Raw genomic sequence first — 17,386 nt, 5'->3', positions numbered from 1 at the left:
GCTGGCGATAAAATCACCAGCCGGTACTACCCTTGTTGTACACCCACAGCAAGGAGACGGTCATGACAAACAATCCTCCCTCATCGCGTATCCAGCCTGGCGAGTATGGTTTTCCCCTTAAGCTGAAGCCCCGTTATGACAACTTTATTGGCGGCGACTGGGTCGCTCCCGTCGACGGCGAATATTATTCCAACCTGACCCCTGTTACCGGCCAGCCGCTGTGTGAGATTGCCAGCTCCGGCAAGCGTGATATCGATCTGGCGCTGGATGCGGCGCACAAAGCGAAAGATAAATGGGCCCATACCTCCGTGCAGGACAGGGCGGCCCTGTTGTTCAAAATTGCCGACCGGATGGAGCAAAACCTTGAGCTGCTGGCGACGGCTGAAACCTGGGATAACGGCAAGCCGATCCGGGAAACCATGGCGGCAGACGTGCCGCTGGCGATTGACCACTTCCGCTATTTCGCCTCCTGTATTCGTGCTCAGGAGGGCGGGATCAGCGAGGTAGACAGTGACACCGTGGCGTATCACTTCCACGAACCGCTGGGTGTCGTCGGGCAAATTATTCCGTGGAACTTCCCGCTGCTGATGGCGAGCTGGAAAATGGCACCGGCGCTGGCGGCGGGAAACTGTATTGTGCTTAAACCGGCCCGTCTGACGCCGCTCTCGGTTCTGCTGCTGATGGAAATCGTTGGCGATCTTCTGCCGCCGGGCGTGATTAACGTGGTGAACGGCGCGGGCGGTGAGATAGGCGAATACCTGGCTACCTCAAAACGTATCGCTAAAGTGGCGTTTACCGGCTCGACGGAAGTGGGCCAGCAGATCATGCAGTACGCCACGCAGAACATCATTCCGGTGACGCTGGAGCTGGGGGGCAAATCCCCGAATATCTTCTTCGCGGACGTGATGGAAGAAGAGGATGCCTTCTTCGATAAAGCCCTGGAGGGATTTGCGCTGTTTGCCTTTAACCAGGGCGAAGTCTGTACCTGCCCAAGCCGCGCGCTGGTGCAGGAGTCCATCTATGAGCGCTTTATGGAGCGGGCCATTCGCCGCGTCGAATCTATCCGCAGCGGTAACCCACTCGATAACGTCACCCAGATGGGCGCGCAGGTCTCGCACGGACAGCTGGAGACTATCCTCAACTACATTGATATCGGCAAGAAAGAAGGGGCGGATATTCTGACCGGCGGTCGCCGTAAAGTGCTGGGTGGGGATCTGCAGGAGGGGTACTACCTTGAGCCGACGATCCTGTTCGGTCAGAACAACATGCGCGTTTTCCAGGAGGAAATTTTCGGACCGGTGCTGGCCGTGACCACCTTCAAAACGATGGAGGAGGCGCTGGAGATTGCCAACGACACGCCATATGGTCTGGGGGCAGGCGTCTGGAGCCGCAACGGTAATCTGGCCTATAAAATGGGCCGGGGCATACAGGCCGGGCGCGTATGGACTAACTGCTACCACGCCTATCCGGCGCACGCGGCGTTTGGGGGATATAAGCAGTCGGGCATCGGGCGTGAAACCCACAAGATGATGCTGGAGCATTACCAGCAGACGAAATGTCTGCTGGTCAGCTACTCTGATAAACCGCTGGGGCTGTTCTAATCACCCAGTTCAGGCCGTCCGTGGGCGGCCTGAGCAATTTGCTGGCGCAGGCAGTTCAGAACGCCGTCCAGAACGTATTGCACACGCCAGGGCTGGTATTCGCGTTTACGGAAAATGGCGGTCAGATCGAGCCACCACTCCTCCTGATGCGGAAAGCAAGGGACCAGCATGCCTTTGGTTAATTCTTTCTCCAGACTCTCTTTTGGCGCAAACACGATTCCCAGATTATTTCTTGCCAGCTCCAGGGCCGTCTGCGTATTGTCACAAATATAATTACCCGTTACCCGGTAATCATGTACGTGATCGCTGCCGTGGACGCGGAAACGCCAGATGTTTGCATCATCGACCAGCATGGAATCAATGAGAATACAGGAGTGATTAATTAAATCTTCAGGTCCCGTTAAGGGGTGTTTATTTAAATAGTCAACGGTTGCGAATGCCGTTACGGAATATTTTGTTAGCACGCTGGCAACCAGACTTTCGTCTTTCGGCTGCGCATAAGTAATTAAAATATCGCAGTCATCCGGAAAGGTAACCCCTTCTGAAAATTCATTCCGGTCCAGATTATAGGTTTTCAGGGAGATGCGGATGTCACCGATGTTCTCTATCTGATGGATCACGTGTCGCGCGAGATAGGTCACGATGCCCGTTGGGGCGTAGATCGTCACTTTTCCGCGCTTTTCATGCTTATAATCAGCAATGAAATTAACAAGTTGACTGTTCTTATCCAGCGTGGCATTCACGTAAGGGAGTAACGCCTCGCCAAACTGGGTGAGGGCGAGCTGACGGGTGGTGCGCTCGAAAACCTTCAGCCCAACCCGCGTTTCAAAATCAGACAGATATTTACTGACGTTGGCCTGCGCCATACCCAGCAGGGCGGCGGCATCACCAATGCTGTGGGTTGCGGCGATAACGGATATGATTTTTAATTCGCGTGGTTTTAGCTGTAATTTACTCATCCTGCGCACCCATCTATATGATTTTATATATAATATTATATAAACCGCAGCGTTGCATTGGCAAATTTGTAACCATTATTATGCGCCTCGCTTGTTTGGCATATAAATGGATTACATGTAATGACTATTAAATACAATTTACTCATCGCGGCCACGTTATTTGCAACAACTTCTGCAATGGCCGGTGACTTTTCACTTGGCGCGGGGGCTGTATTTAATGAGTCTCCTTACAAAGGATATAATGAAAATACCACCGCGGTTCCGTTAATTAGCTATGAAGGCGACAGATTCTATGTTCGCCAGACCACGGGCGGATGGATCCTGTGGAAAGACGCAAAGAATGAATTCAGCCTGACCGCATCGTGGATGCCGTTGCATTTTGATCCAGAAGATAACGACGACCATCAGATGAAAAAACTTGATGAGCGTAAAGCGTCTGCCTTCCTCGGTGGCGCCTACTACCGCCACGAAAGCTGGGGTTCTCTGAAAGTGGCCGTTGCTGGCGATGCGATGGATGAAAGCGGTGGCGTGGTGGGCGAAATCTCGTACTTCCGCCCAATCAGGATGGAACGCCTGACTCTGACGCCCTCTGTCGGTGTTTTCTACAGCGACGAAAGCTACAACGACTACTACTACGGCGTATCCGGCAGCGAGTCTCGTCGCTCAGGTCTGGATGAATACACCGCCGGTGACAGCTGGACGCCATACGTTGGCCTGGCGGCAAAATATCAGTTAACCGAGAAGCTGTTCCTTAACGCCAGCGCGGTCTATACCGTATTACCTGACGACGTGAAGAACAGCCCGATGATCGACCGCGACAACAGCTTCGCGCTGATGACCGGCCTGACCTGGCGTTTCTGATGTGATAAGGCCGGGTGGCGGTTTCGCTTTGCCCGGCCTACATGGACTGCCATCGCAGATTTACGTAGGCCCGTGCAAGCGAAGCGCCGGCGGGCATTTTTTGATAGTCCCAATCTTCCGTTTTCCTTTCCCGTAACGACTTCCTCATTAATATTCCTGATACGCTAGTTTGATCAGCGCCATCAATATAGGTGTGTATCATGTGTATAATTATTAAGAGAAAATTAAACCGGGCACCCTCGCGCAGATTTGGCGGCAGGCGGGCATTCAACACTGATATCAGGAGTAGTTATGTTTTATCCGGCTTACATTCATTCTGACTCAGACGGAAGCGCCAGCGGTTTTTTCCCTGACGTTCCGGGCTGTTTTTTTGCAGGTGATTCCCTGGATGATGCATTTCAGGATGCACGTGATGCACTCACCGCCCACTTCGAAGCACTGTTTGAAGTGGATGAAGTCCTGCCTCTTCCGGGTAATGTGGAAGCGCATCTGGAAAGTCGTCCAGAGGATTTCATTGGGGGGCAATGGCTTTTGGTGGATATTAATATGAAGCAGTTCGACGGCAGAGCCGAGCGTATCAACATCACGATGCCTCGACGTTTGCTGGTAAAGATCGACTCCTTTGTAAGCGAGCACCCTCAGTTCGGCAATCGAAGCGCATTTCTGGCTGAGGCAGCACGTCGCGTGCTGCCTTAACGTTCTCCCTCTCCCGTGGGAGAGGGCTGGGGTGAGGGCAACAGGCCGCAGATAATCAGCCTTCATCCACCCAAATCCGCATTTCCCCCTCTCCCCGGTTAGCCCAGCTGAACCAGGGGATAAAGGTCAACATTTTGGGCTGCGGCTGCACCGGAGAGCGGTCATACTGCCATAACGCCGCCGATCCCGTCTCAGTGGCGCTTCGTGCTACCCCTTGCGCCTGAACCAGCATCTTATGTGCGAAAATCCCTTTTCCTTCAAAGACCCGAAATTCGCTGTCAGCAGGCAGGGAGAGGTTATGTAGGTTCGCACCGTTATCGGCCTCTTCCAGGCAGTAGACCAGCGGGCCGCGCTGCAGGGCGACTTTGCCCGCCTGCTGGCGTACCTGCGGGTTTCCATACACGCGGCGAACCGGCATCGGTAGCGTCAGCGTGACAGCATCCCCTTCTTGCCAGGTTCGGGTGAGATAGAGATATCCCCGGGAGATTTCTCCCGCAACGGCTTCACCGTTCAACGACACGGCAGGCTCGGCGCACCAGTCCGGGAGCCGCAGGGCCAGGGTATGCCTCACCGGCGCAGGCGAGACGATCTCGATATTTACCTCTTCCTGCCAAGGATAATTGCCGCTAATCCGCAGTTGCAGCGTCTCGTCGCCCACCGGTATGGCGACCTCGTTGCCCACGTAGAGGTTAATAAAAAGCGCATCCGGGCGAACGGTATAGATGTAATGCCCCAGCGACGTCAGCACGCGAGCGATATTCGGCGGGCAACAGGCACAGCCGAACCAGCGCTGGCGAACGGGTTTCACATGATCGTAGATATGGTTGAACGCCAGGGTTTTCGGATGGACCTCCAGCGGGTTCACATAGAAGAAGTGCTTACCGTCCAGCGCCATGCCGCCAAGCACCGTGTTGTATAGCGCCCGCTCCATCACGTCGGCGTAGTGACTGTCGGCCTCCATCTCCAGCATCCGACGGGCAAACATCATCAGACCGATGGAGGCGCAACTTTCGGCATAGACCGTATCGTTGGGCAAATCATAATCGCTGCTGAAGGCTTCACCGCTGCTTTGCGAGCCTATTCCGCCAGTTATGTACAGCTGGCGCTGCGCCATGTTGTTCCACAGTCTCAGGCAGTCCTGCCGCTTGCCCTCGTCATGGCTCAGACGAGCCAGATGCGCCATACCCGCCATCAGGTAGACAAAACGTACCGCGTGGCCAATGGCCGTTTGCTGTTCAGCAAGTGGCTGATGTGCCTGGCTGTAGGCTTTGTCCTTGACCATCCATGCCGGACCGTAGGTGTTCCAGTATGACGTTCTTCCACGCTTCTCATATTCGATATCGTAGAAGTGAGGCTGCACGCCGCGTTGTTCAATAAAATATTTCACTAGCGTGAGATAGCGTGGCTCCTGCGTAACGTCATAAAGCCGCATCAGCGCCAGCTCGATTTCCGGGTGACCCGGATAACCGTGGAGCTGGCTGTCACCAGGGCCAAACACGCTGTCGATGTGGTCCGCCAGACGGCATACCACCTCCAGCAGACGGCGTTTACCGGTGCCCTGAAAATACGCCACGCCGGCTTCAATCATATGTCCTGCGCAGTAAAGTTCGTGGCATTCAGCCAGGTTGGTCCAGCGCTCGCTGGGGGCTTTTACCGTAAAATAGGTATTGAGATAGCCATCTTCACACTGCGCTGCCGCGATCAGTTCAATGACCTCGTCGGCGGTTTTTTCCAGTTCAGCGTCCGGTTTCTGGCACAGCGACCACGCTACGGCTTCCAGCCATTTCGCCACGTCGCTGTCCTGAAAGACCATGCCGTAGAACTCCCCCTGCTCGAGGCCTGCCGCGATGCGGAAGTTGGTGATGGCATGGCTGGGTTCGGCGTCCTGCACGCGATCGTTCAGCGCATCCCACTGATAGGGGATCACCACATCACGCACCAGCCGCTGATACTGGCCGAGAAACGGGTCGTTGATTTTCAGGTTGTGCAGGTTGGCTTCCATTACGGACATAGCGTTCTCCTCAGGACGATACATGACGCTGGCGCAGATCGGTGGCAATGCGCGCCATCATCGGGTTGTTGAGCCTGCACCAGCGAACAGAGACAGCCAGCAGCAGGTGGAATAGGGCAGGGAGTAACGTCTCCATGGCGGTGATACCCTGCAGTGAAGCGGGGGTCTGGTTGCCCGTGCCAGGCTGGTAGGCCACGGCGATAAACACCAGACTGATGATCCCGGCGCTGGATGCCCACGCCAGCTTGATGAAAAACAGGTTAAAGGCGAAGTTCATGCCCGACGAGCGCACGCCCGTTTTCCACTCGCCGTAGTCGTCGGCAAAGGCCATCAGCGAGAAGTGCAGCGGCAGGGTAAAACCGAGAATGACGCCGTTGCTCAGAATGACGATAAGCCACAGGGTCTGGTGGGCCGGGCCGCCGGGCAGGAACCACATGCCTACCGCGAGCGCGGCGAGCACCAGGTTGGTGTAGTAGTAGAATTTGACAGTATCAACGCGGCGAGAGAGAGGGTTGACGATCACCGCGCCCAGAATGGCCGCGAAGGTCACCATGGTGAAAAACAGCGAGGTATAGGCGGTGCTGCCCTGCAGCACGTAGGTGATGAAGTACATGTAACCGCCGCCGCGGATGTTGAACACGTTGATCAGCAAAAACGACATCACCAGCATCAGCAGCAGCTGGTCATTTTTACGCAAACCGGCCAGGTGTTCGCGCAGGGTGAATTTGCCCATCAGCGCCAGCGGAACGCGCTCACGCACCCAGAAGAAACAGCACAGAAACATCACCACCGCGATGGCGCACAGTACGCCAACCCCCAGCTGATAGCCCCGTGCGGCATTCCCCTGGCCCAACTCCGCAACCAGCCACGGCAGACCCACGGAGACCAGAAAACCTGCCACGCCGCACAGCACAAAGCGCCATGACTGGCAGGAGATCACCTCGTTGTGACGAGTCGTCATGGTGTTGATCAGCGCGCAGTAGGGAACGTTGATGGCGGTATAGCCGACGGACAACAGCAGGTATGTCCCGAACGCCCAGGCGATTTTCACGCCCATACTGGCTTCCGGCACGGTGAAGGTCAGCACGCCAATAATTCCGATGGGAAATGCCACCCACAGCTGCCAGGGACGAAAGCGTCCCCAGCGGCTCTGGGTGCGGTCGGCAATGATACCCATCACCGGGTCGGAAATGGCATCAAAGACGCGCAGGGCGATAAACAGCGTACCGACAAGTGCCGGGGTGAGACCAAAAACGTCGGTGTAGAAAAAGGTCAGAAAATTCATGATCAGGCAGGTCATCACCGTTCCGCCCGCATCGCCCAGGCCGTAGCCAATTTTCTCGCGAACGGACAAACGGCTATCGGCTGCCCCTTGTGTCACGTCTGATTCTGTAATCGGTGTGGAAGTCATGAGATAACTCCTCAGGAATCGAATTTATTATCGTATTTGTGCAAGGTACGCATTTATTCTGCACCGAACAGGCAGGCCAACAAGAGAAGGGAAAAGTATAAAAAGATGACGATTCCGACCTGATGATAAAAATGTGAGTTTGATCGGGCCGTTATTCGGTTATTTATTAATAATCAAAGCGTAAGTCGAATATTAACGGCACTAAAAGCGGAATGGTGAATATCCATGCTCGAATTATCCATAGCGCTTCCGATTAAAGTCCAGAATGGCGGGCTGTTTATTTCCCGGGGCGTGGGGCGTCACCCTGCCAGGAAGTTAACCTCATGGGAGATAATATTTGTTGAAAAAGGGACATTAACGATCCAGGAAGAAAATCATCTCTTTGAGGTGAAGGCGGGAGAAAGTTTGCTTCTCTGGCCGGGCCGTCGACATGTGGGCGTGGAGGATTTCCCGGCGGACCTGCGCTTTTACTGGCTCCACTTTGAGGTTGAAAAGCAACATGTCATCTTGCCAGAAGCCACCCCTCTGGCAATAGAACAACATTGCCGCGTAAGGGATGCGCAATATGTTATTGCGCTATTTCGGCAATTCCTCAGCGAGCAGGAGAAATTACAGCGAAGCGTGGCGCTGGAGATGATTTTATTACTGATTTTACAGCAGGTGTCGATCTCGTCGGGATATGAAGACAACGCCGATGAGGCCGGGGCGGCAATGGCATGGAAGGCGAAGCAGCTTATTCGCACGCAGTTTCATTTGCCACTTTCCACATCGCAGCTGGCAAAAGCGTTGCACTGTAATGCTGATTATCTCGGACGCGTGTTTCGCCGGACTTTCCATTTAACCCTGACGGAAGCAATACATCGCCAGCGCGTCAGGGCGGCAGAAAAACTGTTGCTGGATGGCACCGCCTCGCTCACCGAAGTGGCCACCCGCTGCGGTTTTAATGACGTAGGTTATTTCCGACAGATATTTTCAAAGCACACCGGGTTAACCCCCGCCGTCTGGAAACGGCGGTACTGTAAAGAGCATATTAATTCCGGATGATCACTGGCCGTAATAGGCATGTGCCCCGTGCTTACGCAGATAATGTTTGTCGAGCAGTTCCTGCTGCATCACCGGAAGCTGGGGGGCAAGCTGGCGCGAGAACAGGCCCATGTAGGCGCACTCTTCCAGCACGACGGCATTGTGTACCGCATCGGAGGCATCTTTACCCCATGCGAACGGGCCGTGAGAGTGCACCAGAACCGCCGGGATCTGCACTGGGCTGAGATCGCGCTCCTCGAAGGTTTTGATGATCACTTCCCCCGTCTGGTATTCGTATTCCCCTGCAATCTCGGCCGGGGTCATCTTCCGCGTGCAGGGGATTGTTCCGTAGAAATAGTCGGCGTGCGTGGTGCCCCATGCCGGTAAATCCTGCCCCGCCTGCGACCAGATGGTGGCGTGGCGAGAGTGGGTATGCACGATGCCGCCAATCTCCGGGAAACGACGATACAGCGCAAGATGCGTTGGGGTGTCTGACGAGGGTTTTTTGCGGCCTTCGACCACCTCACCGGTGGCGATATTCACCACCACCATATCTTCTGCGGTCATCACGTCATACTCCACGCCGGAGGGCTTGATCACCATCAGGCCGCTTGCGCGATCCACTGCGCTGACGTTGCCCCAGGTGAAGGTCACCAGCTGGTGGGCGGGAAGCGCCAGGTTTGCCGCCAGTACCTCGGCTTTGAGTTGTTCTAACATGTCATGCCTCCTTCCTGCATGCGGGCTTCAATCCAGCGGCGCGCCTGGATGATCTCCAGCACCGGCTCTTTTGCTTTTTCAGTCCACATTTCAATCAGAAACGCGCCGCGATAGTTCAGCTGATTGAGTGTGTTAAATACCCCAACGAAATCGACGCAGCCCTCGCCAAACGGCACATCACGGAACTGTCCCGGACTTTGCTCGGTGACGGGCTGGGTATCTTTCAGGTGAATTGCAGCGATGCGATCGATACCCAGCGTCAATTCGGCAGCCACATCGTTGCCCCACGCGCTGAGGTTGCCGACATCCGGATAAACGCTGAACCACGGCGAGGCGAGCATCTCATCCCATTTTTTCCATTTGCTGATGGAGTTCATAAACGCCGTGTCCATGATCTCCACCGCCAGCATCACCTGGGCGGCCGCGGCCTGCTCTACAGCCCATGCCAGCCCTTCAGCAAAGCGCTGTTGCGTGCCCTCGTCGTGCGCTTCGTAGTAGACGTCATAACCCGCAAGCTGGATGGTGCGAATGCCGAGATCGCGGGCCAGCCTGATGGCTTTGGTCATGATTTCACGGGCGCGTTCACGCACGGTTTCATCCCGGCTTCCAAACGGGAAGCGGCGGTGGGCCGACAGGCACATGGAGGGGATCGCCACCCCGGTTTCCAGCATCGCTTCAACCAGCGATGCGCGCTGTGTGGTGCTCCACTCGAGGCGCGACAGGCGTTCGTCGGTTTCATCAACCGACATCTCAACAAAGTCGAACCCGCAGCTTTTCGCCAGCACCAGGCGCTCTGGCCAGGTGAGGGATTTCGGCAGCGCTTTTTCGTAAATACCTAACGGATGCTGACGCATGGTTACGCTCCCCAGATGTCGCGGATTTGTGAATGGAACGCGTGCGCCACCTGCGATGGATTGGCCGCGCCTGCCAGCGCGCGTCCGGCAATGAAGGCTTTCACGTTGATCTGCTTAAACAGCGGCAGGTCGGCGGGGGTGATGCCGCCGGTGATCGAGATCTGCAAACCGATGTCGGAGAGGGCTTTCATTCTGGCGAGATCCGCCTCGCCCCACTGCTGTCCGCTGGCCTGGGCGTCGCGACCCCGGTGATAAATGGCCTGCTTCACGCCGATGCGCTGCCAGGCGCGCGCGTCGTCCAGCGTCCAGTGGCCAAAGAGTTCCATCTGGATTTCTCCCCCGCAACGCAGTGCTACTTCGTGGCCTCTTTCAACGGTCGCCAGCGGTGCGGCGCAGATGATGGTCATCCAGTTCGCGCCAGCGCCAAACGCCTGTTCCGCCAGCGTTTCTCCGGCATCGGCCACTTTCCAGTCCGCCACGACGATCTTATCCGGGCACTGCGCGCGCAGGGCGCGTACGGCGTTCAGCCCTTCGGTCAGGCACAAAAGGGTGCCCGCTTCGACAATATCAACGTGATCTGCAAGCGTCGCGACATCGCGCTGCGCGGCCTGCAGAGAGGTGTGGTCGAGCGCCAGCTGCAATAATGGTCGGCTCATAGGTCGTACTCCTTAACGCGGGCGTGGTAGCCCTGTAGTGCTGAAATCAGTAGCCGGTAGCGCTGATACTTACGCTGATAGGCTGCATGGGCGTGCATGTCAGGTTCAATGACCCGAATGTCGTGTCGAAGGGCGCGTTGCGCCGCGTGAAAATCGGGATATACGCCAGTGCCAACCAGGGCAGCCAGCGCCGCGCCGGAACAACCGGTCTCCTCAACCTGCGGCAGTTCAATGGCCAGGCCGCTGATGTCTGCAAGCATTTGCATCCACACCTCAGAATGGGTGGGTCCCCCCGTTACGCGCAGGGCATGAACGTGGGTAAAGCGTTCGAGCATACGGTTGAGGTGGGTCATGTGGCTAAATACCACGCCCTCATAAACTGCCTGGAGCAGATGCGCGCGGGTGTGCAGCGCCTGCATACCGTAGAAACCGCTGGTCATCTCCAGCCCGGCGTTGCTGCCGTAAAGGAACGGCAGGAAGAACAGATCGCTTTCGGCTTTCGGCAGGCTGGCGACGGCAAGGTTGATCTCATCGAATGACATGTCGCCCCACTGCGCAGTCAGCCACTCCAGGTTGCCGGACGAGGTAGGGCTGGCTTCGTGCACGATGTATTGCTGTGGATGCACGTAGCGACCATAGACGTACGGGAACGGTTCGTTGTCGCGAAGCGCACTGGCGATCCCGCTGGTGACGGCCCAGGTGCCCATCACGGCGTTCAGCGTATGTTCGTCATGCAGTCCGGCGCAGATCGCGGTGGAAACCACATCAAACAGTCCACCCACGACGGGTGTGCCCGCCGCGAGACCGGTAAGCGCGGCTGCCTGAGGGGTGATTTCCCCGCAAATTTCTGCTGAACCGACAACCGGCGGCAGTGCGCCGTCAACCTCGCTGATACCCAGCCAGCGCGTAAGCTGTGGGTCGTACTGACCGGTGTTCATGTTGTAGAGGTTGGACTCGGAAATGTTGCTCTCTTCGCCGCCTTTTACGCCGGTGAGGCACCAGCGAAGATAGTCGTGCGCCATCATCACGCAGCCGATTTGCTGATACCGCTGCGGTTCGTTCTCTTTGATCCAGCGCAGCAGGGAGACCGGATGCCCGGTCCACAGCGTCTGGCGCGTATGCGGATACAGTTTTTCGGGAATACCGTCCTGCTGCCAGCGCTGCACAATGTCCTGGGCCCGGCGGTCAGAGGAGAGGATAGCGTTGCCCAACGGCTGGTCATGTTTATCGAGTAAAAACAGTCCCTTGCCCTGCGCGGAAATACCGACACCCTTGATCTGTTTTCCGTTTACCCCTGAATGGTTGAGCAGCAAGGCCACGGTCGCGTGGCAGTGCTGCCACAGCTGGTGCATATCCCGCTCGGCGTAGCCCGCTCGTGGGCTGAGCGTGGCAACGGAGCGGCGTTCGATTCTGACTTCTTTGCCCTGGCTGTTGTATAAACCGGCTTTCAGATAAGTACCGCCACAATCGATACCCAGCCAGAAGGGCTCTTTTTCACTCATCTTTATCTCGCTTATTCGCCGGGTGGCGCTGCGCTTACCCGGCCTACGGTTCGGTTTGAGGGCATCAGGCCGCACGTTTATGGGGGTTCACCGTGGGATTGGGCTCTGCCCCCGCATCGCATTTCGCCGGCAGCAGCAGGGCCAGCAGCGATGCCAGCGCCAGAGAGACCGCCAGGCAGTACACTCCCGCATCTTTGCTGTAGAGCGTGATCAGCACGCCTACCGCATACGGGCCGCAGAAGCCACCGAGGTTGCCCAGGGCGTTGATCACGCCACGCGCACCGCCCGCCATCTCCGCGCTGAACAGGCGGGCCGGAATGGTCCAGAACACGCCTGCGGCCGACTGCAGGAAGAAACCACAGCCCACCAGAGCGGCATAGGCCAGCCAGGTATTCGCTTTGAGCGCCACCGAGAGGAACATGCAGAGCGCGAAACCAATCAACGGCAGGGAGACAAACAGCTTGCGCTTGCCGGTTCGGTCAGAGAGCGTAGAGAACAGGAACATGCCCGCAATAGCGCCGATGTAAGGCAGGATCGCGAGCACTCCCACCTGGCCGATGCTGGTGTGCGTCAGCTCTTTGAGAATGGTGGGCAGCCAGAGGGTGTAACCGTAAATTCCGGTCTGATAGAAGAAGTTCAGGGCGATCAACTGCCACATGGTTTTGTCTGACAGCACCGCGCTGAGCGAGGCGTTTTTCACCTCTTTTCCGGCGATGGCCTGCTGTTCAGCCGCCAGCGTGTGCACCAGATAGTTTTTCTCAGCGTCTGAGATCCAGCGGGCTTCCTGGGGACGGTCATAAATGGTGAACGCCCACAGCACCAGCACCGCGATGGACATCAGCCCTTCAATGATAAACAGCCAGCGCCAGTCGAGTGCGGTAATAATCCAGCCCGACAGCGGGGCGGTGATGATCCCGGCGATGGGCACAAACATGATCACAATGGCGTTGGCGCGACCGCGCTCGGCATCCGGGAACCAGTTGCTGATCATGGTGAGCACAACGGGCAGCATCCCCCCTTCCGCCACACCGAGTAAGAAACGCAGCACCAGAAGCTGATACTGATTCGTCACAAGCCCGGTCAGAACCGAGATCACCGCCCAGGCGACCAGTGACCAGCCGATAAACTTCTTGCCGCTGCCGTGGACGGCAATCTTGCCGCCGGGAACCTGCAGGAACAGATAACCGATAAAGAATATCCCGCCCGCCAGACCTGCCATGGTGGCGGAAATACCCAACTCTTCATCCATACCGCCCGGCATGGCAAAAGCGATATTCACACGGTCCATATAAGAAATAATACAGGCGATAAGAATAGGAGGAATGATTCTTAGCCAGCGCTGGCGCGGAATGTCCGCATGTAGGGCTTGAGTAGACGTAGTCATATTTAATCTCTCAGTGTAGGTAACCGGAATTACGTTTTTATTGTTATTGTGTTGCTTTTTTCATCGCGCTAATGCCGTCGCGTAAAATAGCGATACGATGCCCGACGTCAGCATTAGCATTTATTTCCAGTAATTTAATACCGGAGAATTTCAACGTTGCGGCGTGCGCCGCAGTAAACAGTGTTTTTACATGTTCAGTGGACATCAGGCTGTCGGCGCAGAACGAAGAAAACGGCGCGTGCAGATCCTGCCATTCGCCGTACTCCCCGCTGAGGGTGGTACCGGAGAACATCAGCGCGCCTAGCTTTCCGGCCTGAAGGGCGGTTTGCACATGCTCAACCGGAAGCGTTGTGTTGCGTCCCTCAATGGCCGAACGCGCCCAGTTGATGCAGACGCTGATATCGGTCTCGTTGATCGCCTCCAGAACCTGCTTCAGAGGCAGGAAACCCTTGCGCGGGGCGAGACCTGTCATGGCATCACAATGTTCAAGCACCAGGTCGCAGGCCCAGTCCCACGCGGTGATTTCGCGAACAGAGCGGGAAAATGCATCGGTGGCCTGCTCGACAGAAGCATTGCCGATCTGCGGAGCCGCCTGCATTTCCAGCGCGATAATTTTTCCCGGAAAACGGGCATTCACGGCGTCAATTTTCTGGTGCAGATGACGGTAGAAATTGACGCAGGCTTTACGCTGCGCTTCGTCAGCAGATGCCAGGCCAAACGCACCGTGGGTGCCCCGGCGGCGCATGGTTTCCATAACGGCGGTGACAACCATTTGCCAGTCGCCTGGCGTATGGCGGAACAGCCATTCATCACCAAACGGATGGAGATTTTCCAGACACGGTTGTTCCAGCCCTCGGATATCCGGCGTGTCGGAAAGTGCCCGCCAGAAGGCCCGTTCTTCTTGTTCCCCTTGCTGATGAAACGAGGGTGCGCAGGGATACGCACCAATAATAAACCCGGTGTTGGTCATTTCGCGTTTCCACTATTTATACCCGTCATACTTCAAGTTGCATGTGCGTTGGCTGCACTCGTTCACCCCAGTCACTTACTTATGTAAGCTCCTGGGGATTCACTCCCTTGCCGCCTTCCTGCAACTCGAATTATTTAGGGTATATAAAAAAATTAATTCAATTCGCTGATGGCAACTTTCACCACAATTTTACGAATTGCAGAACTTTTATTTTTAATACAGGCAGGGCGGTGAACGTCCTGCGGGAAAAATATGGCGTAGCTGCCCGGTACCATTTCAATAAACGACTCATTTTCGCTGTCGTGATAAAAAATAATATCCCGCTGTTCGAGCAATGATTCGCTTATTTCGTTATTGCCGGTATCAATAGCGATACCGATTTTCTCTTCGCCGGAGGCCAGGAATTGAATATCGAGGTAGCGGCGATGTACTTCCGGGCGATTCTCATGCTGTGCTTTGGTGGTCAGGTCGAGCACCTGAGCAAAGATGTTACGTCCTTCGATTTCAACGACGCCCGGCATCAGGGAGGTGAAATCCGTGGTACGCAGAAAATCCAGTGCTTTTTCAATGGCGCGTGGCAGGCGGCACGGATTGGGCTGCGAGATATGTCCGAATATCATGGTCCACTCCTTACAGTGCCTGGATTTTCGCCCACACGCTGTCGTCGATGGTGATACCGTGGCGACGGTTCTCTTCCAGATGACGCGTAAATTCATGCCCCGGCAGACGGACCGCCACGTTTTCATCTGACCGCTCTGCGGTAGTGATAAAGTCCATGATGCGCTGCAGCTTAGCGTCGCGGGTTGGTCCGTCGATCAGGCGATCGACCTCGATGGCGATAAAGATCTGCGACACGCCGTATTCGTCACTGTTGTCCTGGGTGACTTCCGCCACGGACGCGCCGTTGGAGAGCAAGGTGGCGATCATATCGAGCACGATCGATAAGCCTGAGCCTTTCCAGTATCCCATCGGCAGGATGCGACGGTTTTTCTCAATCACGCCAGGCTCTCTGGTGAGATTACCCTCGTCGTCAAAGCCGCCGTCTACCGGGAGTTCGCGCCCCGCGAGACGATTGACCTCCAGCATGCCGTAGGAAAACATCGACATCGACATATCGACCATGGTGATCGGGCTGGAAGGAATGGCCACGATCAGCGGGTTGGTGCCGATGCAACACGTTTTTGAGCCCCAGGCGGGCATCACGGCTATGGAGTTGGTCCAGCAAATCCCGATATAGCCCTTCTCGGCGGCTTGCCACCCGTAGCTGCCGCCGCGCATCCAGTGGTTCGCGTTACGCAGCGCCACCAGACCAATCCCGTGATCGGACGCCAGCTCGGTGGCGCGGTCCATCATCTTCTTCGCTGTCAGGTTGCCGATGGATCGCTGTGCATCCCACTGTTCGATGGCCCCTAATGTGGTAACCCGTTTTGGCTGGGCGTCAGGAATGATGTCGCCGGCGTCAAGCTGCTGAATAAAGCGCGGGAAGCGGTTGACGCCATGCGAATAGACGCCGGATTCCGTGGTGCGGGCAAACATCTCCGCGCAGGCGTCCGCGGTGTCCGCGCTGACACCGCGATCGAGCAGAACCCGATTGAACGCCGCTTTCAACTCTTCGAAGGTCACTTTCATCCCTGTTCTCCTGTTTTTGTCGGGGCAAGTGCGAGTGCTTTTTTATCGCTAAATTTCACTATGCGAAATCTGATTTCAAATATAGCGATCAAAATTTGTCAGATCAACGACATTCCTGTTTTTCAAAATCGATTAAAATCAACTGGTTGTATTTTTTCTGTCGAGATCGTGAACTGACCCACACTTTGCGCTACCATCAGGACGCGCTAAACAGGAGCCATGGGAAAAGCATGAAAGAGAGCGAAATGACGCAAGAAAAAGAGAGGCCAGCAGGCAGCCAGAGCTTGTTTCGCGGCCTGATGCTGATTGAGATCCTCAGTAACTATCCGAACGGCTGTCCGCTGGCGCATTTATCGGAACTGGCGGGGCTAAATAAGAGCACCGTGCACCGGTTGCTGCAGGGATTGCAGTCGTGCGGGTACGTCACGCCGGCACCTGCGGCGGGGAGCTATCGCCTGACCACCAAATTTATCGCCGTCGGGCAAAAGGCGCTGTCATCGCTGAATATTATCCACGTGGCGGCGCCACACCTTGAAGCGCTGAACATTGCTACCGGCGAGACGGTGAACTTCTCCAGCCGGGAAGACGACCACGCTATTCTGATTTATAAGCTTGAACCGACAACCGGTATGCTGCGCACGCGTGCTTATATCGGTCAGCATATGCCGCTCTACTGCTCTGCGATGGGCAAGATCTACATGGCGTTTGGTCAACAGGCGTATGTGGCGAGCTACTGGGAAAGCCACCAGGATCAGATCCAGCCGTTGACCCGCAATACCATCACCGAACTGAGCGCGATGTATGACGAGCTGGCAACGATCCGCGAGCACAGCATGGCGATGGACAAAGAAGAGAACGAACTGGGTGTCTCCTGTATTGCCGTGCCGGTATTTGATATTCATGGCCGCGTGCCGTACGCGATCTCTATATCGCTGTCGACGTCGCGCATGAAGCAGGTGGGCGAAAAGAATTTACTCAAGCCGCTGCGCGAAACGGCAGAGGCTATTTCAAAAGAGCTGGGTTTTAACGTGCGCGAGGCGTAGCAGAAGGGCAGGTTTATCGTTGCGGAGCCTGCCAGATGACGTACCGTCTGGTGCGTCATCTGGCGTAAG

The 17,386-nt window shown here is 56.0% G+C and carries 16 protein-coding genes; 5 read left to right on the top strand and 11 right to left on the bottom strand.

The window, feature by feature from the left end; genetic code table 11:
• Positions 1 to 62 precede the first annotated feature (62 nt).
• Positions 63 to 1,601, top strand: a complete 1,539-nt coding sequence (gene aldB, locus EKN83_RS11465) for an aldehyde dehydrogenase AldB (RefSeq protein WP_045286022.1) — start codon at positions 63 to 65, stop codon at positions 1,599 to 1,601.
• On the opposite strand, the gene EKN83_RS11460 is transcribed toward aldB, so the two are convergent.
• Entirely contained in the window at positions 1,598 to 2,560 is a 963-nt protein-coding gene (locus EKN83_RS11460; RefSeq protein WP_045286021.1) for a LysR family transcriptional regulator, read from the bottom strand. The two genes, aldB and EKN83_RS11460, sit on opposite strands and share 4 nt — an antisense overlap.
• A gap of 120 nt (positions 2,561 to 2,680) precedes the next feature.
• Between EKN83_RS11460 and EKN83_RS11455 the strand changes: the two genes are divergently transcribed.
• Positions 2,681 to 3,421 (top strand): MipA/OmpV family protein, encoded by a 741-nt coding sequence (locus EKN83_RS11455; RefSeq protein ID WP_126800947.1) that lies wholly within the window; start codon positions 2,681 to 2,683, stop codon positions 3,419 to 3,421.
• A gap of 291 nt (positions 3,422 to 3,712) precedes the next feature.
• Positions 3,713 to 4,117 carry a type II toxin-antitoxin system HicB family antitoxin gene (locus tag EKN83_RS11450; protein WP_045286019.1) on the top strand — a complete coding sequence of 135 codons (405 nt, stop codon included), beginning with the start codon at positions 3,713 to 3,715 and terminating at the stop codon, positions 4,115 to 4,117.
• 55 nt (positions 4,118 to 4,172) lie between these two features.
• On the opposite strand, the gene EKN83_RS11445 is transcribed toward EKN83_RS11450, so the two are convergent.
• Both EKN83_RS11445 and EKN83_RS11440 read right to left on the bottom strand, forming a co-directional pair.
• On the bottom strand, positions 4,173 to 6,128 hold the full coding sequence (locus EKN83_RS11445) for a glycoside hydrolase family 127 protein (RefSeq protein ID WP_126800946.1): 1,956 nt from the start codon (positions 6,126 to 6,128) through the stop codon (positions 4,173 to 4,175).
• 10 nt (positions 6,129 to 6,138) lie between these two features.
• Positions 6,139 to 7,539, bottom strand: a complete 1,401-nt coding sequence (locus tag EKN83_RS11440; protein ID WP_126800945.1) for an MFS transporter — start codon at positions 7,537 to 7,539, stop codon at positions 6,139 to 6,141.
• Between the two features lie 225 nt (positions 7,540 to 7,764).
• Between EKN83_RS11440 and EKN83_RS11435 the strand changes: the two genes are divergently transcribed.
• The gene (locus tag EKN83_RS11435; protein WP_126800944.1) at positions 7,765 to 8,583 is read left to right on the top strand and encodes a helix-turn-helix domain-containing protein; all 819 of its coding nucleotides are present in this window, start codon (positions 7,765 to 7,767) and stop codon (positions 8,581 to 8,583) included.
• Here EKN83_RS11435 and araD read toward each other — a convergent pair whose 3' ends face one another.
• From araD to yiaK, 8 genes are all read right to left on the bottom strand, one after another.
• Positions 8,584 to 9,279, bottom strand: coding sequence for an L-ribulose-5-phosphate 4-epimerase (gene araD, locus EKN83_RS11430; protein ID WP_045286015.1), 696 nt, complete (start codon positions 9,277 to 9,279; stop codon positions 8,584 to 8,586).
• Positions 9,273 to 10,133 (bottom strand): L-ribulose-5-phosphate 3-epimerase, encoded by an 861-nt coding sequence (locus tag EKN83_RS11425; RefSeq protein ID WP_126800943.1) that lies wholly within the window; start codon positions 10,131 to 10,133, stop codon positions 9,273 to 9,275. The genes araD and EKN83_RS11425 overlap by 7 nt, the downstream gene beginning before the upstream one ends.
• Positions 10,134 to 10,135: 2 nt before the next feature.
• Positions 10,136 to 10,789 carry a 3-keto-L-gulonate-6-phosphate decarboxylase UlaD gene (ulaD, locus tag EKN83_RS11420; protein WP_045286013.1) on the bottom strand — a complete coding sequence of 218 codons (654 nt, stop codon included), beginning with the start codon at positions 10,787 to 10,789 and terminating at the stop codon, positions 10,136 to 10,138.
• Positions 10,786 to 12,291, bottom strand: a complete 1,506-nt coding sequence (locus EKN83_RS11415) for an FGGY-family carbohydrate kinase (RefSeq protein WP_126800942.1) — start codon at positions 12,289 to 12,291, stop codon at positions 10,786 to 10,788. The genes ulaD and EKN83_RS11415 overlap by 4 nt, the downstream gene beginning before the upstream one ends.
• A 64-nt stretch (positions 12,292 to 12,355) precedes the next feature.
• Positions 12,356 to 13,675: an MFS transporter gene (locus EKN83_RS11410; RefSeq protein ID WP_045286011.1), complete on the bottom strand. Its 1,320-nt coding sequence runs from the start codon at positions 13,673 to 13,675 to the stop codon at positions 12,356 to 12,358.
• A gap of 43 nt (positions 13,676 to 13,718) precedes the next feature.
• Positions 13,719 to 14,645 carry a DUF4862 family protein gene (locus EKN83_RS11405; RefSeq protein WP_126800941.1) on the bottom strand — a complete coding sequence of 309 codons (927 nt, stop codon included), beginning with the start codon at positions 14,643 to 14,645 and terminating at the stop codon, positions 13,719 to 13,721.
• A gap of 152 nt (positions 14,646 to 14,797) precedes the next feature.
• The gene (locus EKN83_RS11400) at positions 14,798 to 15,265 is read right to left on the bottom strand and encodes a YhcH/YjgK/YiaL family protein (RefSeq protein WP_059386745.1); all 468 of its coding nucleotides are present in this window, start codon (positions 15,263 to 15,265) and stop codon (positions 14,798 to 14,800) included.
• 10 nt (positions 15,266 to 15,275) lie between these two features.
• Entirely contained in the window at positions 15,276 to 16,274 is a 999-nt protein-coding gene (gene yiaK / locus EKN83_RS11395) for a 3-dehydro-L-gulonate 2-dehydrogenase (protein WP_059386744.1), read from the bottom strand.
• Positions 16,275 to 16,504: 230 nt separating this feature from the next.
• On the opposite strand from yiaK, the gene yiaJ reads away from it, so the two are divergent.
• On the top strand, positions 16,505 to 17,317 hold the full coding sequence (gene yiaJ / locus EKN83_RS11390; protein WP_025758387.1) for an IclR family transcriptional regulator YiaJ: 813 nt from the start codon (positions 16,505 to 16,507) through the stop codon (positions 17,315 to 17,317).
• The last annotated feature ends 69 nt before the right edge of the window (positions 17,318 to 17,386 follow it).

The sequence above is a fragment of the Enterobacter sp. WCHEn090032 genome, assembly GCF_003986875.1.
GTDB classification, from domain to species: Bacteria; Pseudomonadota; Gammaproteobacteria; order Enterobacterales; family Enterobacteriaceae; genus Enterobacter; species Enterobacter sichuanensis.
This window is presented reverse-complemented; position numbering and strand designations above follow the sequence as displayed.